This window comes from Hydrogenophaga sp. IBVHS1, from assembly GCF_002127265.1.
Lineage (GTDB): Bacteria > Pseudomonadota > Gammaproteobacteria > Burkholderiales > Burkholderiaceae_C > Hydrogenophaga.
This window is the reverse complement of record NZ_NFUU01000001.1, coordinates 2291437-2308736: the sequence shown is the minus strand read 5'-3', so window position 1 is coordinate 2308736 and position 17300 is coordinate 2291437. Positions and strand designations below refer to the sequence as shown.

At 65.0% G+C, this 17300-nt stretch carries 16 protein-coding genes and 1 tRNA gene; 14 read left to right on the top strand and 3 right to left on the bottom strand.

The window, feature by feature from the left end:
* The first annotated feature begins 173 nt into the window (after positions 1-173).
* The 7 genes from cysS to CAP37_RS11025 all read left to right on the top strand — a co-directional run bounded on the left by cysS (position 174) and on the right by CAP37_RS11025 (position 6671).
* Positions 174-1550, top strand: coding sequence for a cysteine--tRNA ligase (cysS, locus tag CAP37_RS11055; protein ID WP_086124206.1), 1377 nt, complete (start codon positions 174-176; stop codon positions 1548-1550).
* On the top strand, positions 1550-2200 hold the full coding sequence (locus tag CAP37_RS11050; protein WP_086124205.1) for a DNA-3-methyladenine glycosylase: 651 nt from the start codon (positions 1550-1552) through the stop codon (positions 2198-2200). Before cysS ends, CAP37_RS11050 begins: the two co-directional genes overlap by 1 nt.
* Before the next feature lie 52 nt (positions 2201-2252).
* Positions 2253-3239, top strand: coding sequence for an acetyl-CoA carboxylase carboxyltransferase subunit alpha (locus CAP37_RS11045; protein WP_086124204.1), 987 nt, complete (start codon positions 2253-2255; stop codon positions 3237-3239).
* 1 nt (position 3240) lies between these two features.
* Positions 3241-4233 (top strand): tRNA lysidine(34) synthetase TilS, encoded by a 993-nt coding sequence (tilS, locus tag CAP37_RS11040; protein WP_373271077.1) that lies wholly within the window; start codon positions 3241-3243, stop codon positions 4231-4233.
* A 75-nt stretch (positions 4234-4308) separates the two neighbouring features.
* A complete protein-coding gene (locus CAP37_RS11035; protein ID WP_086124203.1) occupies positions 4309-5589 on the top strand; it encodes an aspartate kinase in 1281 nt (426 codons plus the stop codon).
* 19 nt (positions 5590-5608) lie between these two features.
* Positions 5609-5701: transfer RNA gene (locus tag CAP37_RS11030), tRNA-Ser, on the top strand.
* 58 nt (positions 5702-5759) lie between these two features.
* The gene (locus CAP37_RS11025) at positions 5760-6671 is read left to right on the top strand and encodes a DMT family transporter (RefSeq protein WP_086124202.1); all 912 of its coding nucleotides are present in this window, start codon (positions 5760-5762) and stop codon (positions 6669-6671) included.
* 105 nt (positions 6672-6776) lie between these two features.
* Here CAP37_RS11025 and CAP37_RS11020 read toward each other — a convergent pair whose 3' ends face one another.
* The 3 genes from CAP37_RS11020 to CAP37_RS11010 are packed head-to-tail and all read right to left on the bottom strand — an operon-like array spanning position 6777 to position 9321.
* On the bottom strand, positions 6777-7223 hold the full coding sequence (locus tag CAP37_RS11020) for an RNA-binding S4 domain-containing protein (RefSeq protein WP_086124201.1): 447 nt from the start codon (positions 7221-7223) through the stop codon (positions 6777-6779).
* Complete coding sequence (locus tag CAP37_RS11015; protein ID WP_086124200.1) at positions 7220-8653, bottom strand: sensor histidine kinase; 1434 nt, start codon at positions 8651-8653, stop codon at positions 7220-7222. The genes CAP37_RS11020 and CAP37_RS11015 overlap by 4 nt, the downstream gene beginning before the upstream one ends.
* The gene (locus CAP37_RS11010) at positions 8653-9321 is read right to left on the bottom strand and encodes a response regulator transcription factor (RefSeq protein ID WP_086124199.1); all 669 of its coding nucleotides are present in this window, start codon (positions 9319-9321) and stop codon (positions 8653-8655) included. The genes CAP37_RS11015 and CAP37_RS11010 overlap by 1 nt, the downstream gene beginning before the upstream one ends.
* A 136-nt stretch (positions 9322-9457) precedes the next feature.
* Here CAP37_RS11010 and CAP37_RS11005 point away from each other — a divergent pair, with 136 nt between their 5' ends.
* From CAP37_RS11005 to CAP37_RS10975, 7 genes are all read left to right on the top strand, one after another.
* Positions 9458-10417, top strand: a complete 960-nt coding sequence (locus CAP37_RS11005) for a tripartite tricarboxylate transporter substrate binding protein (RefSeq protein ID WP_086124198.1) — start codon at positions 9458-9460, stop codon at positions 10415-10417.
* 166 nt (positions 10418-10583) lie between these two features.
* Entirely contained in the window at positions 10584-11111 is a 528-nt protein-coding gene (locus tag CAP37_RS11000; protein ID WP_086124197.1) for a tripartite tricarboxylate transporter TctB family protein, read from the top strand.
* Positions 11112-11118: 7 nt separating this feature from the next.
* A complete protein-coding gene (locus CAP37_RS10995; RefSeq protein ID WP_086124945.1) occupies positions 11119-12609 on the top strand; it encodes a tripartite tricarboxylate transporter permease in 1491 nt (496 codons plus the stop codon).
* Between the two features lie 178 nt (positions 12610-12787).
* Positions 12788-14269: a sigma-54-dependent Fis family transcriptional regulator gene (locus tag CAP37_RS10990; protein WP_086124944.1), complete on the top strand. Its 1482-nt coding sequence runs from the start codon at positions 12788-12790 to the stop codon at positions 14267-14269.
* 161 nt (positions 14270-14430) lie between these two features.
* Positions 14431-15639, top strand: a complete 1209-nt coding sequence (locus CAP37_RS10985) for a substrate-binding domain-containing protein (protein ID WP_086124196.1) — start codon at positions 14431-14433, stop codon at positions 15637-15639.
* A gap of 115 nt (positions 15640-15754) precedes the next feature.
* Positions 15755-16516, top strand: coding sequence for an ABC transporter ATP-binding protein (locus tag CAP37_RS10980; protein WP_086124195.1), 762 nt, complete (start codon positions 15755-15757; stop codon positions 16514-16516).
* The gene (locus CAP37_RS10975) at positions 16513-17250 is read left to right on the top strand and encodes an ABC transporter ATP-binding protein (RefSeq protein ID WP_086124194.1); all 738 of its coding nucleotides are present in this window, start codon (positions 16513-16515) and stop codon (positions 17248-17250) included. Before CAP37_RS10980 ends, CAP37_RS10975 begins: the two co-directional genes overlap by 4 nt.
* Positions 17251-17300: the final 50 nt, after the last annotated feature.

The following is a 17300-nucleotide window of genomic DNA, read 5'->3' as shown; positions in this document are numbered from 1 at the left end:
GGAGCATGGGACCTCAGAAGGCGAACCTGGGTGTCCGGCATTGGACGAGACCAGTGAAACGTTGATCGAAGGCCCGAAGCCGCACAGGGCGAACCAACGGGCTGGATATACTGGCGGATTGTATCTGAGGGGGTCCGGTTGCATGGCCACGCCAGACCACTCGCCGCCGTTCCATGACCCTGAAAATCCACAACACGCTGTCGCGACGCCTGGAGGTGTTCCAGCCCATCGAGCCCGGTCATGTGCGCATGTACGTTTGCGGCATGACCATCTACGACCTTTGCCACATCGGCCACGCCCGCATGATGATGGCATTCGATGTTGTGCAGCGCTGGCTCAAGGTCAGCGGCTACCGCGTCACCTACGTGCGCAACATCACCGACATCGACGACAAGATCATCAAGCGCGCACTTGAGCGCGGCATCACGCTGCGGGCTCTTACCGATGAGATGACGGCAGCCATGCACCAGGATATCGGCGCTCTGGGCATCGAGCCGCCCACTCTGGAGCCACGCGCCACCCAATACGTGCCGCAGATGCTCTCGCTGATCGACACGCTGCAGCGCAAAGGGCTGGCCTACCAGGCTGACAACGGGGACGTGAACTTCGCGGTGCGCAAATTCGACGGCTACGGCAAGCTCTCCGGCAAGTCGCTCGACGACCTGCGTGCCGGTGAGCGGGTGGCGGTGACCAGCGACAAGAACGACCCCCTGGACTTCGTGCTCTGGAAATCGGCCAAACCCGAGGAGCCCGCCGAGGCCCGTTGGGACAGCGCATTTGGAGCTGGCCGGCCGGGCTGGCACATCGAGTGCTCGGCCATGAGTTGCGCCACGCTGGGCGAGACCTTCGACATCCACGGCGGCGGAGCCGACCTGCAGTTCCCGCACCACGAGAACGAGATCGCCCAGAGCGAAGGTGCGACGGGTCAGCCGCTGGCGCGCTTCTGGGTGCACAACGGCTTCGTGCGCGTGGACAACGAGAAGATGTCCAAGAGCCTGGGCAATTTCTTCACCATCCGCGAGGTGCTGGAGAAATACGACGCCGAGACGGTCCGCTTTTTCATCTTGCGCGCTCACTACCGCAGCGCATTGAACTACAGCGACGTGCACCTTGACGATGCGCGTGGCGCGTTGAAGCGCTTGTACACCGCACTCTCGATGGTGGTGCCTGCGCCGGTGGCGGCAATCGACTGGAGCCAACCGCACGCGCAGCGCTTTCGGGCTGCCATGGACGAGGATTTCGGTACGCCCGAGGCCGTGGCAGTGCTGTTCGATCTGGCTGGTGAAGTCAATCGCAGCAAGGATGCCGCGGCGGCGGGTCTGCTGAAAGCACTCGGCGGCACGCTGGGTCTGCTGCAGGGTGACCCTCAGCGCTTCCTGCAGGGCGGCGTTGACACCGATGAAGCAGCGATCCTCACGCTGATCGAGCAGCGCACCTCCGCCAAGCAGTCCAAGGATTTCGCTGAAGCCGACCGCATTCGAAAGGTCTTGCTGGAACAGGGCATCGTGCTCAAGGACAACCCCGCCGGCACCACCTGGGAGCGCGCTTGATGGTCACCACCGGTGTGCCCGATCCCGTGCCCAATGCACCCGCTTACTGGGTGGACGCCTGCCGCCACCTGATGAAGCGCGACCGGGTGATGAAGAAGCTCATTCCTCAGTACGGCAGCGCTTGCCTTCAATCGCGGGGCGACGCTTTCGTCACGCTCGCCCGCAGCATCGTGGGGCAGCAGATTTCGGTGAAGGCGGCGCAGTCGGTGTGGGACCGCTTTGCCTTGCTGTCGAAAAAGACAACACCGGCGCAGGTGCTCAAGCTCAAGGTGGACGACATGCGCGCGGCCGGCCTGTCGGCCCGCAAGGTGGAATACCTGGTGGACCTGGCGCTGCACTTCGCCAATGACCAAGTGCACGTGAAGAGCTGGGCAACGATGGACGACGAGGCCATCATTGCCGAGCTCGTGGCCATTCGTGGCATTGGCCGATGGACGGCGGAAATGTTCCTCATCTTTCATCTGATGCGGCCCAACGTACTACCGCTGGACGATATCGGTCTGCAGAACGGCATCAGCCGGTGTTACTTCTCGGGCGAGCCAGTGAGCCGCAGCGAGATCCGCGAAGTGGCCAACACCTGGGCCCCTTTCTGCAGCGTGGCAACTTGGTATATTTGGCGGTCGCTCGATCCGCTGCCGGTGAGTTACTGATCGCAGTCAGCCTCGTCAGGACGTCGTTGCAACAAGACCAAAGGAGCACACCTTGGCCAAAAGGAATTTTCTGGATTTCGAGCAGCCCATTGCGGAGCTCGAAACCAAGATCGAGGAACTTCGTTATGTGCAGACCGAATCGGCGGTCGACATCTCTGAAGAAATCGAACAGCTCGCCGGCAAGAGCCTGCAGCTCACCAAAGACATCTACAGCAGCCTCACGCCGTGGCAGATCACCAAGATCGCGCGCCACGCCGACCGGCCCTACACGCTGGACTATGTGCGTGAGATCTTCACGCACTTTGTGGAGCTGCATGGAGACCGGCATTTCTCGGACGACCTGAGCATCGTGTGTGGCATGGCGCGCTTCAATGGCCAGCCCTGCATGGTCATTGGTCATCAGAAGGGGCGCGACACCAAGGAACGCGGCCTGCGCAACTTCGGCATGACCAAGCCCGAGGGTTACCGCAAGGCGCTGCGCCTCATGAAGCTCGCCGAGAAGTTCAAGCTGCCTGTCTTCACCTTTGTCGACACGCCCGGCGCGTACCCGGGCATCGATGCTGAGGAACGCGGTCAGTCCGAAGCCATTGGCCGCAACATCTTCGAGATGGCCCAACTGGAGGTGCCCATCATCTCCACCATCATTGGTGAAGGCGGTTCGGGTGGCGCGCTGGCCATCTCGGTGGCCGATCAGGTGCTGATGCTGCAGTACTCGGTGTACTCGGTGATCAGTCCGGAAGGTTGCGCCTCCATTCTCTGGAAAACCAGCGACCGCGCCAGCGACGCCGCCGACGCACTGGGCATCACCGCGCACCGCCTCAAGGCCCTGGGTCTGGTCGACAAGATCGTCAACGAACCGGTGGGTGGCGCCCACCGCGACCACAAGCAAATGGCGGCGTTCCTCAAACGTGCCCTGGGCGATGCGTGGCGCCAGGTGGCCGATCTCAAGGTCAAGGAATTGCTGGAGCGGCGCCATTCGCGCCTGAACAGTTACGGCCGCTTTATCGACACCAAGGCCGACGCCAAGGAAAAGCGCTGAGGTGAAACCCTCAGGCCACGCATCGGCCAACCCCTGCGAGCAGGTGTTGGCGGCGTGGAGCGATCGGTATCCCTTGGCGCCCGACGCCAGCGTCGCCGTGGCCTACAGCGCTGGCGCCGATTCCACGGCTCTGCTGCTGGCTGCAAACACACGCTGGCCTGGCCGCGTGCTGGCGCTGCATGTGCACCATGGGCTGCAGGCCGCTGCCGATGCGTTCGAGGCGCATGCACGCGAATTTTGTGGGCTGCACGGCGTGCCTTTGCAGGCGATTCGCGTGGACGCATCACACCTGCCCGGACAAAGCCCCGAAGACGCCGCCCGCCAGGCGCGCTACAGCGCACTGGCACAGATGTCGCAGGAAGCCGGCACGGCTTGTGTGCTGCTGGGCCAGCACGCAGACGACCAGGCCGAGACGCTCTTGCTCGCGCTCAGCCGGGGTGCGGGTCTGCCCGGCCTCGCTTCGATGCCCGAGCGCTTTGAACGCCTCGGCGTGGTGTTCGGCCGGCCATTGCTGGCGGTGGCGGGCGCTGAGTTGCGAAGCTGGCTGCGCGACAGCGGCCATGCGTTTGTGGACGACCCGAGCAACAGCGACGAGCGCTTCACCCGCAACCGCATTCGTGCCGTGCTCATGCCGGCGTGGGATGCCGGGTTTCCCGGTTTTCGCACCATGCTCGCGCGCAGCGCCCGTCACGCCGCCCAGGCTCAGCGACTGCTGGACGAGCTCGCCGCCATCGACCTTGCCAGCACGGGCAACCCACCCGCCATCAAAACCTTGCAGATGCTGTCACGCGACCGGCAGGGCAATGCCTTGCGCGCCTGGTTGCGGCTGGAGGGCGCGGCCCCCAGCGCCGCGCAACTCGACGAGCTGCTGGACCAGATCGCCGACTGCACCACGCGTGGCCACGGCATCCAGCTCAAGGTGGCCAACGGCCTGGTCGTCCGCGAGGGCGTGCACCTCCGCTACAGGCTGGCATCGCAACCCCCCACCCTATAATCTCAGGGTTTTGCCTGATGGAGCGCCGAAGAATTTGGGCTCCAGAGACGACCACTTCACTCCGATCCAACCCCGATGGCTTTGATAGTTCACAAGTACGGCGGCACCTCCATGGGGTCGACCGAGCGCATTCGCAACGTGGCCCGGCGCGTGGCCAAGTGGCACCGGGCGGGCAACCAGCTCGTGGTGGTGCCCAGCGCCATGAGCGGCGAGACCAACCGCCTGCTCGGCCTGGCCAAGGAACTCGCCCCCACGAAACCCGGCACGGCCTATGGGCGCGAGCTCGACATGCTTGCGGCCACCGGTGAGCAGGCTTCCTCCGCATTGCTCGCCATTGCGCTGCAGGCTGAAGGCATCGAGGCCGTGAGCTACGCGGGCTGGCAAGTGCCCATCAAGACCAACAGCGCATACACCAAGGCGCGCATCGAATCCATCGACGACGCCCGCATCCGCGCCGACCTGAACGCCGGCAAGGTGGTCATCGTCACCGGTTTTCAGGGCGTTGATCCGGACGGTCACATCACCACGTTGGGCCGTGGCGGCAGCGACACCTCGGCCGTGGCCGTGGCCGCCGCGCTCAAGGCCTCCGAGTGCCTGATTTACACCGATGTGGATGGCGTCTACACCACCGACCCGCGCGTGGTGCCCGAGGCGCGCCGCCTGCAGCGCGTGAGCTTCGAGGAAATGCTCGAGATGGCCAGCATGGGCAGCAAGGTGCTGCAGATCCGCTCGGTGGAATTTGCCGGCAAGTACAAGGTGCCGCTGCGCGTGCTCTCCAGCTTCACGCCCTGGGACATCGACCTGAACGAAGAAGCCGCCTCCGGCACCCTGATCACTTTTGAGGAAGACGAAGACATGGAACAAGCCATCGTTTCGGGCATTGCGTTCAACCGCGACGAAGCCAAGATTTCGGTGCTCGGCGTGCCCGACACCCCTGGCATCGCCTACCAGATTCTGGGCGCGGTGGCCGACGCCAACATCGAAGTCGACGTGATCATCCAGAACCTGAGCAAGGACGGCAAGACCGACTTCAGCTTCACGGTGCATCGCAACGACTACCAGAAGACACTGGATCTGCTCAAGGCCAAGGTGGTGCCCGCGCTGGGTGCGGCCGAAGTGGTGGGTGATGCGCGCATCTGCAAGGTCAGCATCGTCGGCATCGGCATGCGCAGCCATGTGGGTGTGGCCAGCCGCATGTTCAAGTGCCTGAGCGTGGAGGGCATCAACATCCAGATGATCTCCACTTCCGAGATCAAGACCTCGGTGGTGATCGATGAGAAGTACATGGAGCTGGCGGTGCGTTCGCTGCATCGCGAGTTCGACCTCGACCAGACCGCCGACACCATCGCAAGCTAAGGCATAATACGCAGCTTCCGGAGCGATGACCGAGTGGCCGAAGGTGCTCCCCTGCTAAGGGAGTATGGGGTGTAGAGCCTCATCGAGGGTTCGAATCCCTCTCGCTCCGCCAAGACATGCCAGCCACACGAACGCGCCCCCCGGGGCGCGTTTCTTTTTTCTGTGCGGCCATGTCCATATCCCATACCCCCACCGCTATTTCCACCACCGCGTTCGCCACGCTGCTGCTCATCGCCTTCATGATGGGCGCGAACCACGTGGCCGCGCGGCTGGCATTCGACAGCGGGGTGAGCGTGGCCACGGCGGTGGCGTTTCGCAGTTGCGTCACGGCCCTGGTGGTGGGCCTGATCTTGCTGGCCTACCGCGTGCCGTTGACCCTGCAGGCACGGCACCGCAAGGCGCTGCCCCTCATCGGTCTGCTGGTGGGCGTGCAGAGCTTGTGTTTGTATGCGTCGGTGGCGCGGTTGCCGGTGGCACTTGCCCTGCTGGCCTTCAACACTTACCCGCTGTGGACGGCGCTCTGGGCGCGTGTGGTTTACGGGCAGCGCCCGGCGCCGCGTGTGCTGCGCGCCATGCCGGTGATGCTCATCGGCCTGGCACTGGCGCTGGATGTGTTCGGAGCCGCTTCGGGCCTGGGCGCGTCTGGCCACTGGTCTCGCATTGGCGTGGGCGTGGCCTTCGCGCTGGCGGCGGCAGCCACCTTTGGCTTGGCGCTGGTGGTCACGCAACACGAAACGGCGGATCTCGACGGCCGTCTGCGCACCACGACCACCATGGCCATCGTGGCCGTGATGGCGTTGATCGCCACCAGTGTTCAGGGTGGCCTGGCACTGCCTCAGGCGCCCATGGGCTGGGTGGGCCTGCTGGGACTCACCTTCCTCTATGGCACGGCCTTCACCATCATGTTCACCGTGCTGCCCAAGCTGGGCGTGGTGGGCAACTCCGCCATCATGAACATCGAACCGATCTTCGCGCTCGTGCTGGCCTGGGCCATCCTCGGGCAGTCGATTGCGCTGGTGCAGGTGGCGGGTGGGCTGGTGGTGGTGGCTACTGTGATGTGGCTCGGCTTGCGCAAGAACTGAGACCCCCCTGCGCGCAGGCAACGGGCCAGCCGCCGGGCCGCCCCCAAGGCTGGCCCAGCCCCCTCGGGGGGGCAGCGACCCGCGCAGCGGCGGAGCGTGGGGGCACTATTCGTCCAGAGATGCGCTCCAGCGGTCATTCCAGTCGGGCGGGGTGTCGCGCAGGCCTTCGATGTGGCGGCGGTCGCGCTTGGTGGGGCGTCCCAGTGGCTGGCTGTGGGCTGGCTCGGGGGCAAGGCGTCGCATCTCGGCGGCGTCCTGGCGCTGGCGCAGCGATTCGGGTGTTTCCTCGAACAGCAGCGCGGCCACCGGTGCCGGGCCACGCACACCGCTCAGGCCACGCACGACGACGGTCCGGACTTCGTGGCCGATGCGCATCTCCAGCACATCCCCTGCTTTCACATCCCGAGACGGTTTCACGCTCGCACCATTGAGCTTCACCCTTCCCTTGTCGATCTCCTCGCTGCTCAGGCTGCGCGTCTTGTAGAAGCGGGCGGCCCAGAGCCATTTGTCGAGCCGGACCCGGATGGTGCTGTCGGAGGATGTGGTCTTCATGTATCGGTGTGGGTGGTTGACAAGGGCAGGCGCACGGTGGCGTCCAGCCCGCGCACTTGTCCGTGCTGCACGCGGTTGTCGAGGTCGATGCTGCCGCGCAGCGAGTTCACGATCTCACGGCAGATCGCCAGCCCCAGGCCAGAGCCGGAGAGGCTTGGTCCCCTGCTGTGGTCGGTGGCAAACGGCTGGAACAGCCGCTCTCGCAGGGCAATCGAGATGCCCGGGCCGTCGTCGCTCACCGTGAGCGCAGCGGTGTGCCCATCGGTGATGAGCGACACCGCCAGCCGCGAACCCACAGGCGTGTTCTTGATGGCGTTGTGCAGCAGGTTGCGGCTGAGCTCGCGCAGCGCCCATTCGTGCGCCTGCACCGGCGCAGGCCGGGCGTCGAGCGAGAAGTCGAGCGATCGCTCGGCGATCAGGGCCGAGAGATCCAGCGCCACCGCGCGCAGCACGCCGGACCAATCCACCACCGGCACGCTTTTTTCCTGACGCAGTTGTTCCACCTTGGCCAGGGCGAGCATCTGGTTCGCGAGCTCGGTGGCGCGGTCCACGGTGTGTCCAATTTCTTCGAGCGCCTGCATCGGGTCCACGTCGCCGCGCCGGGCCGACTGCACCTGTGTCTTGAGCACCGCCAGCGGCGTGCGCAACTGGTGCGAGGTGTCGCGCACAAAACGCTTCTGGTGATCAAGCAAATGCGCCAGGCGCTCCATGTGCTGGTTGGTGGCGTCCAGCAGCGGACGCAGTTCACGCGGGGCACCCTCGGTGGGCAGCGGGGAAAGATCGTTTTCGCTCCTGGCGGCGAGGGCATGGCTCACGGCGCGCACCGGCCTGGTCGCGCGCTGCACCACGAACACCACCACCAGCGCGATCACGATCACCAGCACCGCCTGGCGCCAGAGCGTGTCGATCAGGATCTGGCGCGCCAGCGTCTGTCGCAGCTCCAGGGTTTCGGCCACCTGAATGGTCGCCATGCCCAGGCCTTCAACCCCCGCCACGGGCTGCAGCAGAACGGCCATGCGCACCGGCACGCCGCGGTATTCGTCGTCGTAGAAATTCACCAGCGCGGCGTAGATGTTCTTGGCTGGAATCTGGCCGCGCCAGGCGGGCAGGTCAGCGAAGCCGGAAACCATCTCGCCGTCGAAGCCGCTTACGCGGTAGAACAACCGGCTGCGGTTGTCCGCCTCGAAAGCCTCCAGCGCCGAATACAGCATGGTGGACTGCACGCTGGCACTCTCGCCCTTGCCCGACACCTGCAACTGTTCGCCCAACGACTTCGCTGTGGCGAGCAGGGTGCGGTCGTAGGCGGTGTCGGCGGCGGCGAGCGCCTGGCGGTACAGCACCACGGTGTTGATGAGCACGAAGGCGAACACCGGCAACAGAATGCCCAGCAGCAGTGTGAGGCGCAGCGACGTGGTGGCGGGACGGGCCATCAAGGTTCCGACTTCAGCAGGTAGCCCAGTCCACGCAGGGTGACAAGCTGCGCCCCGGTGTGCGCGATCTTCTTGCGCAACCGGTAGGCCACCACCTCGATCGCTTCGGGCTGCACCTGGCTTTCGCCGGGAAACACCAGCTCGAACAGGCGCTCCTTGGCGATGGCGTGGCCGGGTTTGCCCAGCAGCGCGCGCAGCAGGGCAAGCTCACGCGGGGCCAGCTCCAGCGGCTGGTCTTCAAAGTACACGGCCCCGCTGTCCTTGTCTGCATGCATGCCGCACCACACCGGCGTGGACTGCGCGGCGTTGGCACTGCGGCGCACCAGGGCGCGCAGGCGGGCTTCGAGTTCGTCGAGGTCGAAAGGCTTGGGCAGGTAATCGTCAGCCCCGGTGTTCAGCCCCAGGATGCGGTCGCCCACGGTGCCACGCGCGGTGAGGATGATCACCGGAGTGGTTAGGCCTGCCGCTCGGGCCTGGCTCAGCACCTCCAGGCCGTCCAGCCCGGGCAAGCTCAGGTCGAGCAGCACCGCATCGGGCAGGCTGGCCTGCCACAGCGCAAGCGCCCTGGCGCCGTCGTCACAGCCCAGCACCTGCATGCCCCGGCGCTCGAAACTGCGGCGCAGGGTGGTCTGCATGGTGGGGTTGTCTTCGATCAGCAGCAGCTTCATCTGGAGACGATTATGGGGGTGGGGGCTGGGTGATTCGGCCACGCGCCTAGGGTTTGTCCGTATATGGTGGACAGCGAATTGACAGCGTGCAGGCGCAACATCCAGACTGTCCGTTTCACCCACAAGGAGACAAACCATGCGCCGCGATACCTTCCTCAAGACCCTGGCCGCTCTGGCCGCTGCGGGTGCCCTGCCGAATGCGGCTTGGGCCAACGCCAACATCAAGATGATGATCCCCGCCAATCCCGGTGGCGGCTGGGACGGCACTGGCCGTGCGCTGGGCGAAGCCCTGCGCGATGCCGGCGTGGCCTCTTCAGTCACTTACGAGAACAAAGGCGGAGCCGCTGGTGCCATTGGCCTGGCGCAGTTCTACAACGCCAGCAAGGGTGATCCCAATGCGCTGATGGTGATGGGCGCCGTGATGCTCGGTGGCCTGATCACCGGCAAGCCGCCGGTATCCATCACGCAGCTCACGCCGATTGCGCGCCTGAGCACCGAATACAACGTGTTTGTGCTGCCCGAGAACTCGCCCCTGAAGACCATGAAAGACGTGGTCGAGCAGCTCAAGAAAGACCCGGGCAGCGTGAAGTGGGGCGGCGGATCGCGCGGCGCTACCGAGCACATTGCGGCCGCGCAGATCGCGCAGGCGGTGGGCGTGCCCGCGTCCAAGATCAACTACGTGCCTTTCCGTGGCGGCGGTGAAGCCACCGCAGCCATTCTGGGCGGCAACGTCACCATTGGTGGCAGCGGCTACAGCGAATTCCAGCAGTACATCGACAGCGGCAAGATGCGCGCGATTGCGGTTACTTCCGGTCAGCGCGTGAAGGGCATCAACGTGCCCACGCTGAAAGAGCAGGGCATCGATGTGGAGATCGGCAACTGGCGCGGCGTGTACGGCGCACCCGGCATCACCCAGGCCCAGCGTGACGCGCTGACCGCCATGGTGGTGAAAGCGACGCAGAGCAAGGCCTGGGCCGCTGCGGTCGAGAAGAACAACTGGACGCCCGCGCTGCTCACCGGCAAGGCTTTCGACGAGTTCGTGGACAAGGACTTCTCCTCGCTGCGCGCCACGATGGTTCGCGCTGGCATGGTTTGAATTCGGACTCCCCCTTGCGCCGCTGACGCGGCTTCCCCCCTCTCTGGCGCGCCTTTGGCGCTGGGAGGGGGGACGGCATTTTGGGCCGGCGTAGCCGGACCCTCTATGCCTCTTGATGGTTTGCAGTTCTCGTTGCTGATTGCGCTCCGGCGCCATGGAAAACGCCATGTCTCATCTTGATACCCCACCTCAATCCGCTCACCGACCCGGCCAGCTGGCCGTGGCCGTGGGTGCGCTGGTCGTTGCTGCCGTGCTGGCCTACGGCGCGACCGATATCTCGTCGGATTCAGGTTACGCGGGTGTGGGCCCGAACTTTCTGCCCTGGGTGATCAGTGCTGCGCTGGGGCTGTGCGGCGTCATGCTGCTGTGGGAGGTGTGGCGCGGCGGCTACCGCAACATGCCGGAGCCCTCAGGTGCCGCTCGTGGCGACTGGCGCTCACTCGCCTGGGTCTCGGCCGGCGTGCTGCTCAACGCATCGCTCATCACCACCATCGGCTTCATCCTCAGCTGCTCGCTGTGCTTCGTGCTGGCGGTGCGCGGCCTGCGCGCCAGTGAAGGCAAGCCGGCCGGCAACTTGCAGCAGACGCTGAAGGACGCCGTCATCGGCATCGTCATTTCTGCGCCGGTGTTCTGGCTGTTCACGAAGGTGCTGGCGGTGAATCTGCCCGGCATCACGGCCTCTGGATGGATCTGACGCCATGATGGACACCCTCAACCAATTGCTCGGTGGCTTTGCCACGGCGGGCACCCCCATCAACCTGCTGTGGGCCTTTGCCGGCTGCGCGCTGGGCACCGCCATCGGCGTGTTGCCGGGCCTGGGACCGGCGGTCACGGTGGCCATGCTGCTGCCCATCACAGGCCAGGTGGAACCCACGGCGTCGATGATCTTTTTCGCCGGCATCTATTACGGTGCGATGTACGGTGGTTCGACCACGTCGATCCTGCTCAACACCCCGGGCGAGACCGGCACCATGGTCACCGCGCTCGAAGGCTTCAAGATGGCCAAGAGCGGGCGCGCGGGTGCGGCACTGGCGAGCGCGGCCATCGGCTCCTTCGTGGCCGGCACCATCGCCACTATTCTGGTCACGTTGTTTGCGCCCATGCTGGCGCAGTTCGCCGTGCAGCTTGGCCCGCCTGAGTATTTCTGCCTCATGCTGCTGGCCTTCACCACAGTCAGCGCGGTGCTGGGTCAGAGCACCCTGCGTGGGCTCACGGCGCTGTTCTTTGGCCTCGCACTCGGTCTCATCGGCATCGACCAGATCACCGCGCAGGTGCGCTATACGGCGGGCGTGCTGGAATTCATGGACGGCATTGAAGTGGTGCTGGTGGCCGTGGGTCTGTTTGCGGTGGCCGAGGCGCTCTACAACGCGCTCTACGAAGGCCGCAGCGAAGCCAGCATGAACAAGATGACCAAGGCGCACATGACACGCAGCGAGTGGCGCCGTTCGTGGCCCGCCTGGTTGCGTGGCACCGCCATTGGTTTTCCGTTCGGCACCATCCCGGCGGGGGGCACGGAGATTCCCACTTTCCTCAGCTACGCCACCGAGCGCAAGCTGGCTTCGCCCGAGCACAAGGCCGAGTTCGGCAGCACCGGTGCCATCGAAGGCGTGGCCGGCCCCGAGGCGGCGAACAACGCGGCTGTAACAGCCACGCTGGTGCCGCTGCTCACGCTGGGCATTCCCACGTCGGTCACCGCGGCCATCCTGCTGAGTGCGTTGCAGAACTACGGCATCAACGCAGGGCCGCAACTGTTCCAGACTTCTTCGGCGCTGGTGTGGGCCTTGATTGCTTCGCTCTACATCGGCAACGTGATGTTGCTGGTGTTGAACCTGCCGCTGGTGGGCCTGTGGGTGAAGCTGCTGAAGATTCCGCGTCCGCAGCTTTACGCGGGCATCCTGATCTTCGCCACCGTGGGTGTGTACGGCATGCGCCAGAGCGCGTTCGACCTGTTCCTCATGTACGGCCTGGGTTTGCTCGGTGTGGTGATGCGTCGCTACGACTTTCCTACCGCGCCGGTGATCGTGGGGCTGATCCTTGGGCCGATGGCAGAGGCGCAGATGCGCAACGCCGTGTCCATCGGTGAAGGCAGCTGGATGGTGTTTCTGCAGCGGCCCATGTCGGCGACTCTGCTTGCCATCGTGGTGCTGGTGCTGGTGTTGCCGCGCTTGTTGGCGCGGCGGGTTGCGGTTTAGGACCTCGCGGGCGCGATGTGTGCGCGCGACCGTTCGAGAGCCAACGAGGTCATCGACGGCCATGGGGCATGGCGCAGCGAAATGAAGGAGGAGGGGCCACAGGCCCCGGGGGACATTCGCGGAGCCGTGCCCCATGGCCGCCGATGGCCGGATCCACCACCGGGGGTACCATTCGGAAATGACCCGTGACGACCGCCTCCCACGCGACGCGCAAAGCATTCTTGAACTGGCCGCCAGGTCGATGTTCGAGCTGTTCGCCAACGCCAGCGAAGGCATGATGCTGGTGGACCGCGATGGCCGTGTGGTGTGGATCAACGACCAGTACCGCCGCTTCCTGCCCGCGCTCGGTTTCGAGCGCGAGGAAGACTTCGTGGGCCACCCGGTTTCACGCGTCGTGCAGAACACGCAGATGCACCAGGTGCTGGCCACCGGCAAGCCCATCCTCATCGACCTGCTCACCAACCGCGCCGGCACCTTTGTGGTCAGCCGCATTCCACTGCGCGACGACGCGGGCGAGGTGATCGGCGTGCTCGGAATCGTGCTGTTCGATCATCCCGAAACCACACTGCAACCCCTCATCAGCAAGTTCGCGCGGCTCGAGCAGGATTTGAGCGAAGCGCGCCGCGAACTTGCCAGCCAGCGCCGCACCAAATACACGTTTGCCAGCTTCGTGGGCAGCAGCGCCGCCGCGCTGGAGGTGAAACGCCAGGCGCGCCGCGCGGCGCAATCGGCCAGCCCGGTGTTGCTGCTGGGCGAGACCGGAACCGGCAAGGAATTGCTGGCGCACGCCATCCATGCGGCTTCACCGCGCGCCGGTCGTCCTTTTGTGAGCGTGAACATGGCGGCCGTGCCCGACACCTTGCTGGAGGCCGAATTCTTTGGTGTGGCACCCGGGGCGTACACCGGTGCGGACAAAAAGGGGCGCGACGGCAAGTTCAAACTGGCCGACGGCGGCACGCTGTTCCTTGATGAGCTGGGCGACATGCCGATGTCGGTGCAGGTCAAGTTGCTGCGCGCCTTGCAGGAAGGCGAGATCGAGCCGCTGGGGTCCAACAAGCTGGTGAGCTTTGACGTGCGCGTGGTGGCGGCCACCTCGCGCGATCTGCAGCAGATGGTGCGCGAAGGCAGCTTCCGCGAAGACCTGTACTACCGCCTCAATGTGCTGCCGATTCGCGTGCCACCGCTGCGCGAGCGGCAGGACGACATCACACTCCTCATTGAAGCGCTGTGCGAAGACATCGCCGCGCGCGGCGGCGGCGCGCAACTTGAACTCACCGCAGACGCGCAGGCCCTGCTGGGTGCGCAACCCTGGCGCGGCAACATCCGCGAGCTGCGCAACGTGCTGGAGCAACTGGCCTTGCGCAGCGACACCCACCACATCGAGGCCGCGCAGGTGGATGCCGTGTTGCGCGAGGCCGGGCTGCCTGCGCTGGCGCCGACTGCGGTGGCGCGCAGCGTGCCGCGGCCGCTGCCGGCCGGCGACCTGCGGCCGTTGCCGGAGCAGATCGCCGAGCTGGAGCAGCGCGCCATTGGGCTCGCGCTGGCGCAAACCGGCGGCAACCGCACGGCCGCCGCGCGCTTGCTTGGCATCTCCAGAGCGAGCCTTTATGACCGGCTCGCGGGACAGGGCGATCTGTCTGAATTTCAGACGATCGTCTGAAATTCAGACGATTTACATGAGTGGATTTGTCTGAATTCTGGACGGTTCATGAGGCGTCTAAAAAATCCCTTTTCAAATCAACGCTCTGTTTCCTGGCACGAACCCTGCAAAGCACGGTCACGGCGCCCCGCGCTGTGACAGTTCAAACCAGGAGACAAGACATGACTCACACCACCCGCCGTCTGGCGGTCATCGCGCTCGCCTGCTCGGCCGCGCTGGGCACCTCCCTCGCATCCGCTCAAGCGAACAAGGGCGAGATTCGCATTGCCCACATCCACAGCAAAACCGGCCCGCTCGAGGCCTATGCCAAGCAGACCCAGGCGGGCCTGATGATGGGCCTGAACTACGCCACGCAGGGCACGATGATGGTGGGTGGCAAGAAGATCGTGGTGATCGAGAAGGACGACCAGGGCAAGCCTGACGTGGGCAAGAGCCTGCTGGCCGCCGCCTACGCCGACGACAAGGTGGACCTGGCCATCGGTCCCACGGCTTCGCCCGTGGCACTGGCCATGCTGCCGGTGGCCGAGGAATACAAGAAGATCCTGCTGGTGGAGCCCGCTGTGGCCGACTCCATCACCGGTGACAAGTGGAACAAGTACATCTTCCGAACCGGCCGCAACAGCAGCCAGGACGCCGCCGCCAACGCCGTGGCACTCGACCAGCCGGGCAACGTGGTGGCCACGCTGGCCAACGACAACGCCTTTGGCCGCGACGGCGTGAAGGCCGCCAAGGACTTCATCAAGAAGGCCAAGATCGTTCACGAGGAATACCTGCCCGTGGGCACGACCGATTTCACCGCCGGTCTGCTGCGCATCGTCGACAAGCTCAAGGACCAGCCGGGCAACAAGTACATCTCGGTGGGCTGGTCGGGTGCGCCCACGCCTTTCGGCAAGATCGCTGAAATGGAGCTGGACAAGCGCTACGGCATCAAGCTCGCCACGGGCGGCAACATCCTGCCGGCGATGGTGGCCTACAAGAACTTCCCCGGCATGGAAGGCGCGCTGTACTACTACTTCGGCATCCCCAAGAACCCGGTAAACGACGCCATGGTGGCCGAGCACTACCGCCAGTACAAGACGCCGCCTGATTTCTTCACCGCCGGTGGCTTCAGCGCCGCGATGGCCGTGGTGACTGCGCTCAAGAAAACCAACGGCGACACCAACACCGAAAAGCTCATCACCACCATGGAAGGCATGAGCTTCGACACGCCCAAGGGCAAGATGACCTTCCGCAAGGAAGACCACCAGGCGATGCAGAGCATGTACCACTTCAAGATCAAGGTGGACCCGGCGTTTGCGTGGGGTGTGCCTGAGCTGGTGCGCGAGATCAAGCCTGAGGACTTGGCAATTCCGATCCGGAACAAACGGTAACCCCCTGCGCCGCTGACGCGGCTTCCCCCTTGTAAAGGGGGACAACGCCTGCGGCCCGGCAGAGCCGGTTCCGCGGCATTCTCGAATTGAAACGCGCTTCGGCGGAGTTCTCTCAATGCTTGAAACCCAAGACCTCACGGTCCGCTTCGGCGGGCACGTGGCGGTGAGTGCCGTCTCGTGCGCGTTCGCGCCGGGCACGCTCACGGCCATCGTCGGCCCCAACGGTGCGGGCAAGACGACGTACTTCAACCTGATCTCCGGGCAGATCAAGGCCAGTGCGGGCCGCGTGCTGCTGGGTGGCAAAGACATTTCTTCGCTCGGTGCACCCGCGCGTGCGCAGGCTGGCCTGGGCCGCGCGTTCCAGCTCACCAACCTGTTTCCCAACCTCACCGTGCGCGAGAACGTGCGCCTGGCGGTGCAGGCCAAGGCCGGCGCGGGTCTCAACCTGTGGCGCATCTGGAGCGACCGGCGCGATCTGCTCGAGCGGGCCGATGCGGTGCTGGAAACGGTGGCGCTGGCCGACAAGTGCGATGCGCTGGCTTCGAGCCTGCCGCATGGCGATCAGCGCAAGCTCGAGGTGGCCATCCTGATGGCGCTGGAGCCGCAGGTGTTCATGTTCGACGAACCCACTGCCGGCATGAGCGTGGACGAGGTACCGGTGATCCTGAACCTGATCCGCCAACTCAAGAACGACAAGACCAAGACCATCCTGCTGGTCGAACACAAGATGGACGTGGTGCGCGAACTCTCGGACCGCATCATCGTGTTGCACAACGGTGAACTGGTGGCCGATGGGGACCCGGCCGAAGTGATCGCCTCGCCGGTGGTGCAGCAGGCGTATCTGGGCATCAATCCCGAAGAAGAGGTGGTGGAATGAGCCAGAACCTGTTGACGCTCCAAGGGGTTCACACCCACATCGGCGCGTACCACATCCTCCATGGCGTCGACCTCACGGTTCCAGAGGGCCAGATGACCATGCTGCTGGGCCGCAACGGCGCGGGCAAGACCACCACGCTGCGCACCATCATGGGCCTGTGGCACGCAAGCCAGGGCACGCTCACGCTCGACGGCGTGGACATCACCCAGCGGCCCACGCCCGACATTGCGCAGAGCGGTGTGGCCTACGTGCCCGAGAGCATGGGCATCTTCTCGGATCTTTCGGTGCGCGAGAACATGCTGCTGGCCGCACGCGGTGCACGCACGCTGGACGACATCGACACGCAACGGCTCGAATGGATCTTTGGCCTGTTCCCCGCCATGAAGAAGTTCTGGCTGCACCCGGCTGGCAAGCTCAGCGGCGGGCAGAAGCAGATGCTTGCGGTATCGCGCGCCATCGTTGAGCCGCGCAAGCTGCTGCTGATCGACGAACCCAGCAAGGGCCTTGCACCCGCGATCATTCAGAACATGATCGCAGCCTTCCGCGAACTCAAGGCCGCGAAGACCACCATCCTGCTGGTGGAGCAGAACTTCAACTTCGCGCGCCAGCTCGGCGACACCGTGGCCGTGATGGACGATGGACGTGTGGTGCACAGCGGCTCGATGGCCGAACTGGCCGCCGATGAGAACCTGCAATCCAGGCTGCTCGGCTTGTCTTTGGGAGCGCACCAATGACACCCCACGCTCATCACTTCGTGTTTTCGCTGCCCCTCCGAGAGGGGCGG

Excerpts from the sequence above, each read along its gene's own strand:
- CAP37_RS10975 (WP_086124194.1), top strand. The coding sequence starts at position 16,513 with ATGAGCCAGAACCTGTTGACGCTCCAAGGGGTTCACACCCACATCGGC.
- CAP37_RS11020 (WP_086124201.1), bottom strand. The coding sequence starts at position 7,223 with ATGAAGACCACATCCTCCGACAGCACCATCCGGGTCCGGCTCGACAAA.
- CAP37_RS11035 (WP_086124203.1), top strand. The coding sequence starts at position 4,309 with ATGGCTTTGATAGTTCACAAGTACGGCGGCACCTCCATGGGGTCGACC.
- CAP37_RS10990 (WP_086124944.1), top strand. The coding sequence starts at position 12,788 with ATGACCCGTGACGACCGCCTCCCACGCGACGCGCAAAGCATTCTTGAA.
- CAP37_RS11015 (WP_086124200.1), bottom strand. The coding sequence starts at position 8,653 with ATGGCCCGTCCCGCCACCACGTCGCTGCGCCTCACACTGCTGCTGGGC.
- CAP37_RS11010 (WP_086124199.1), bottom strand. The coding sequence starts at position 9,321 with ATGAAGCTGCTGCTGATCGAAGACAACCCCACCATGCAGACCACCCTG.
- CAP37_RS10995 (WP_086124945.1), top strand. The coding sequence starts at position 11,119 with ATGGACACCCTCAACCAATTGCTCGGTGGCTTTGCCACGGCGGGCACC.
- CAP37_RS11005 (WP_086124198.1), top strand. The coding sequence starts at position 9,458 with ATGCGCCGCGATACCTTCCTCAAGACCCTGGCCGCTCTGGCCGCTGCG.
- CAP37_RS11000 (WP_086124197.1), top strand. The coding sequence starts at position 10,584 with ATGTCTCATCTTGATACCCCACCTCAATCCGCTCACCGACCCGGCCAG.
- CAP37_RS10980 (WP_086124195.1), top strand. The coding sequence starts at position 15,755 with ATGCTTGAAACCCAAGACCTCACGGTCCGCTTCGGCGGGCACGTGGCG.
- cysS (WP_086124206.1), top strand. The coding sequence starts at position 174 with ATGACCCTGAAAATCCACAACACGCTGTCGCGACGCCTGGAGGTGTTC.
- CAP37_RS11050 (WP_086124205.1), top strand. The coding sequence starts at position 1,550 with ATGGTCACCACCGGTGTGCCCGATCCCGTGCCCAATGCACCCGCTTAC.
- CAP37_RS11025 (WP_086124202.1), top strand. The coding sequence starts at position 5,760 with ATGTCCATATCCCATACCCCCACCGCTATTTCCACCACCGCGTTCGCC.
- CAP37_RS10985 (WP_086124196.1), top strand. The coding sequence starts at position 14,431 with ATGACTCACACCACCCGCCGTCTGGCGGTCATCGCGCTCGCCTGCTCG.